The following is a 4,123-nucleotide window of genomic DNA, read 5'->3' as shown; positions in this document are numbered from 1 at the left end:
CTCAGAAGAGCGAATACTCACTCATCGTGAAGGGGTGTTTGAGCCCACTTCTTATCCGCTGCGGCGAGCTTCTCCATGACCTTCGGCAATCGGGATCCATCGCTCGTCACACGTGAGAGGAGCTTGCGGTCCTTGCCCAACGCCCGAAGCGCTGCGTCGACAAACTCGCGTTCCCTCATCCAGCTTTCGGGTAGATCCTCCGCCCCGATGGCTCGGACCAGTTGCATCATGGCATCGCTGAACGGCGCATCGAGGCCCCGTGCTTGCGTCCACCACAGTGTGTGGATCTCGTTCGTCTCCGGGTCTTGGAAGTAGATCTTCCGGATGTCGTTGACGTCGTAGGCGAAACGAAAATGATCCGGTCGCCCGACCCGGGGCTCGGTCGACTGCCGGTGACGGTAGGCGTCCAAGGCAGGCCCGTTGTAGATCCTGTTGTCCCACTGGACCCCATAGTGCTGAATCGTCCGGGCGACTTTCGGCAGAAACTTGATCCAGTCACCCGGGCGAACGAGGAGCCGGGGCAACCCATGACACGCGATGGATGCTTCGTACATCTCTGCCGGTGACATATCTCGTTGCGGCAATCCTGCAAACGTCAGCCCGGACTGCTTGTTGTGGTGATACACCGTGCAGATCCACTGCCGGATCATGTTGTCCAGCTCGTGGATTGTCAGCAAGTCCTCCTTCTCGACGTCCAGACCGCGCAGGGTCGGATCGCTGCCCACATATCCAGGCAGCATCGAGATCAGCCCAGAATTCAGGGTGCCGAAGAACCTCTCCAACACCGCTTTATCAGTCGGTTTGTAGGGCTGCGCCGTGTACACCGAAATTCCCAGTTCTTGGCACACTGACACCACATGCTCGGCTACATACGGCTTTCCCCGGTCGGTCAGGATCGCCTCGGGACCCACATAGGGCATGCCCCAGACCTCTCCGGCGGGGACCGATATCTGCTGGGGAACGCCCCGGTATCGCCAAGCGGCCTCTTCAGGGATCCCCTCTGGAGCTGGCATCACCGAACATGCCTGCATGATGACGTTGCCCACGTCGACACGGTTGTTGTTTGGACTGGTCACGATGCCCACGATGGTCTTGCTGCAGTAGTCCATCGCCGCGGCGAGTTCTACGCGTGTGACTATGTCTTTGTGCAGTCGCGTCCCGGGCACCACTACGAGGATGTCGATCCGGTGAGAATCGAGAACCACCAGTTGTCCAGGTCGCGTGATGTCCATCTGCCCGTGTGCGGTCTTCGGCGCGTCAGCCACCGATGCCCGACGCTTCGTGGACGCAAAGGTTCCCGCGCCCTTGGCGATGTCGTCCAATCGCCGATAGCGGGTCGACTGGCTGGGAAGTTCCGCCTCGTCGCCGCACTCCTGTCGGAACCTGAGGTTGATTTCCCACATCAGGTTCTTGCGGCTCTTGGTGGTCTGGCGGACCTGCTCGCCGACGACCTCGCGCGCGATCTCGGTCCACCGTTGATCCGTGCGAAACTCCCGCCGGCGCGTGATGTCCCCTGATACCAGGCCGTTGGCTCCGGATTCGCGAAAACTCTTCAGCTTGCGACGCACTGTTCGCGTGGACTTTCCCATTGCCTCTGCCACCGCTGCTACCCGCTGCTCCACCTGTACTGGCGCATCCGGGTCGTCGACTGGGTTGATGATCCAGGCGAGCTGCCGGACGAGTTTCTCCAAGTCGTCCCGCTCCTCCGGAGAGAGCAGGTCGACACCCGTGACCATCGAGGTCTCATCAGCAGGATTCGCTTGCTTTACTACCCTGACGAACTCCACGAAGCTCATCGTCGTGATGAACCTCGCCGTCACAGAGCGCAGCACGACGTGTGTGCCTTCATTCTTGATGTAGGTCATCAGCTCGTCCTGCACCCTTACGGTGCTGCCCACAGTCGGCACCCATGTCGGGCTCATCAGGCCACCTTCTCGTCGGTCGATGCCGTCGCTGGCCACAGCACAGTGCTCAGCCTGAGCGGTTTCGACCAGTCGAAGCTGAGATGGCCGTGCCACACCAGGTGCAGCGCCGCCGGGACTATTCGGTACCGCTCGACCCGGGGCGGCAGGTCGCTTAGAAGCTGCCTGAACGAGATTCCAGACGTCGCTACTGCTTCCCGCACGACGCGGAGGTCGTCAGAGTCAACCAGTCGCGGGTTGCGGTAGCCGGCCACGTGCAGCGTGTTTCGCAGGAGCACCGGGTCGTCGCCTGTCCACAGTTGGTAGTGCCATCCACGTAACCGGCACGCCTGGCGAAGCCATGCGCTGGCCTCGACAACACGCTCGGTGCCCGCTCGTTTCGGCGTAGTGACATCGACCAGTTCAACGGATCCGTCCGCATAGGTCAGCAGATAATCGGGGATCCGGGTACGTAGACGGTCACTGATCAGATCCGGACCCGAGACCTGCAACGGCTGAGAGGAAATATGCACTACGTCGGGATCAGCGTCCGCGGTAGCCAGGAATGACCGCTCGTGCAGCGACTCATAACCGACGTGCTTTCCGACGGTGGACGACCACCACAGTCCGTCGTAGTGCAGGCGCCCCTTGTAGGCATGAAAGGTACGGAAGGGATCCGAGTCAGCGACATCGTGCCAAGTCACCTTGGCGAACGGGACGGTCCGCTCCGAGTCCTTCCCTTGACGTAACTCCGCCGTCACCTCACCTAGCGAGGCGAGACGCGCCGATCGAGAGGGTGCGTTGCCTGACGTGGTCAAGGCAGCGCTATTGACCTGCGTTTGGGTATGCGTCATGATGACGTTGTCTCCTTCAGGAGAGAAGAATTGGTGTGAAGCCTGAGCGCTTCGCGTGATCACGAGCCGGGTGGCCGCCCGGCTCGTGGCGATTTCGCAGCAGGAGTCGCCGCCCCACTTCAGATGAATGGCTGGAGCAGCGGTTACTGGGGTACTTCGATGCGCGCCCCTGCGCGAGCTTCCTACGCTTCAGTCGCCTCCGGTGGTTCGGAAACGTCGAGGAAATCCGTTAACGCCAGGGCGGCGACGGATGAGACTGAGCGGTGCTCACGGAGCGCGGCACCGTACAACTCGCAGACGAGCCACCCGGGCAGAGACAGGTGAATGCGCGTCGGCGAGCGATCATCGATCGGCTGGTCTGCGCGACGTGGCGCACCGAGCCGTGCGGGCGGAATCTTGTTCATATCGAAAGACCGAACCTGCACCCGACGCCTGGTCGAGCGGCAGAGCCGCGTTAGCGACTCGGTCGACCTCCCTTCTTTCGGCTCGGGGCAGCTTGTCTCCGATCCGTCCATCTCATCACGGACATCTCTCGGTGGTCAATGGCCATTGATGTCCAATGCGTCCGCTCCTGGCGGCGGTGCGTCCTGACCACGGACGCCACACGCGACCACTACGTTTAGACAGTCAGCCGTCCTCGATTAAGGAACTACCCGAGTTGCCCACCACCAACGCCGCGTTCATCTGGTCCATCGCCAACAAGCTGCGGGGGCCCTACCAGCCGAATCAGTACGGCGATGTGATCCTGCCGTTCACGATCCTGCGGCGCCTGGACGCGATCCTCGCGCCCACCAAGGCGGAGGTGCTCACCCAGTACGCCCGTCTGCAGGACAGCGGCATCGACCCGTTCGTGGTTCTGCGGTCGCGGTTCGGGCTGCCGTTTTTCAACACCTCGGTGTGGGACTTCGCCAAACTCGCCGCGGATCCGGCTGGCCTGGCGGACAATCTCATCGATTACATCGAGGGGTTCTCGGCCAACATCCGGGACGTCTTTGACGGTTACAAGCTCCCCGAGCTGATCGAGGATCTGGACAAGAAGGACCGCTTGTTCCTGATCGTCAAGGATTTCGCGAACGTAGACCTGCACCCGGATCGGGTCAGCGGCCACGACATGGGCTACATCTTCGAGGAGCTCATCCGCAAGTTCGCCGAGTCCAACAATGCCCAGGCCGGTGACCACTTCACTCCCCGGGAGGTCATCTCCCTCATGGTGAACCTGCTGTACGCGGACTCCGATCTCGAGCTCACCACTCCCGGCATTGTGCGCACCATTTACGACCCAGCCTTTATGTGCAAGTCAGGTGTCTCACGAGAGACATTGGGGGGACCGATGGTTGAGCCGATTCATACTAGGGTGTGTCTCCCAAT

The 4,123-nt window shown here is 61.4% G+C and carries 3 protein-coding genes; 1 reads left to right on the top strand and 2 read right to left on the bottom strand.

Annotated features, from left to right (window positions below):
* Positions 1-17: 17 nt before the first annotated feature.
* Positions 18-1,865, bottom strand: a complete 1,848-nt coding sequence (locus H483_RS27000) for a Mu transposase C-terminal domain-containing protein (protein ID WP_238556254.1) — start codon at positions 1,863-1,865, stop codon at positions 18-20.
* A 56-nt stretch (positions 1,866-1,921) separates the two neighbouring features.
* Positions 1,922-2,755: a TnsA-like heteromeric transposase endonuclease subunit gene (locus tag H483_RS26995; protein ID WP_081615127.1), complete on the bottom strand. Its 834-nt coding sequence runs from the start codon at positions 2,753-2,755 to the stop codon at positions 1,922-1,924.
* 658 nt (positions 2,756-3,413) lie between these two features.
* Between H483_RS26995 and H483_RS0119290 the strand changes: the two genes are divergently transcribed.
* Positions 3,414-4,123 (top strand): type I restriction-modification system subunit M N-terminal domain-containing protein (locus H483_RS0119290; RefSeq protein WP_031264739.1); only part of this gene is annotated, 710 nt, incomplete at its 3' end.

Origin of the sequence: Dietzia sp. UCD-THP (assembly GCF_000349585.1) — a bacterium.
GTDB classification, from domain to species: domain Bacteria; phylum Actinomycetota; class Actinomycetes; order Mycobacteriales; family Mycobacteriaceae; genus Dietzia; species Dietzia natronolimnaea_A.
This window is presented reverse-complemented; position numbering and strand designations above follow the sequence as displayed.

Bases quoted from the DNA above. Each gene is read 5' to 3' on its own strand.
- H483_RS26995 (WP_081615127.1), bottom strand. From the start codon at position 2,755: ATGACGCATACCCAAACGCAGGTCAATAGCGCTGCCTTGACCACGTCA.
- H483_RS27000 (WP_238556254.1), bottom strand. From the start codon at position 1,865: ATGACCTACATCAAGAATGAAGGCACACACGTCGTGCTGCGCTCTGTG.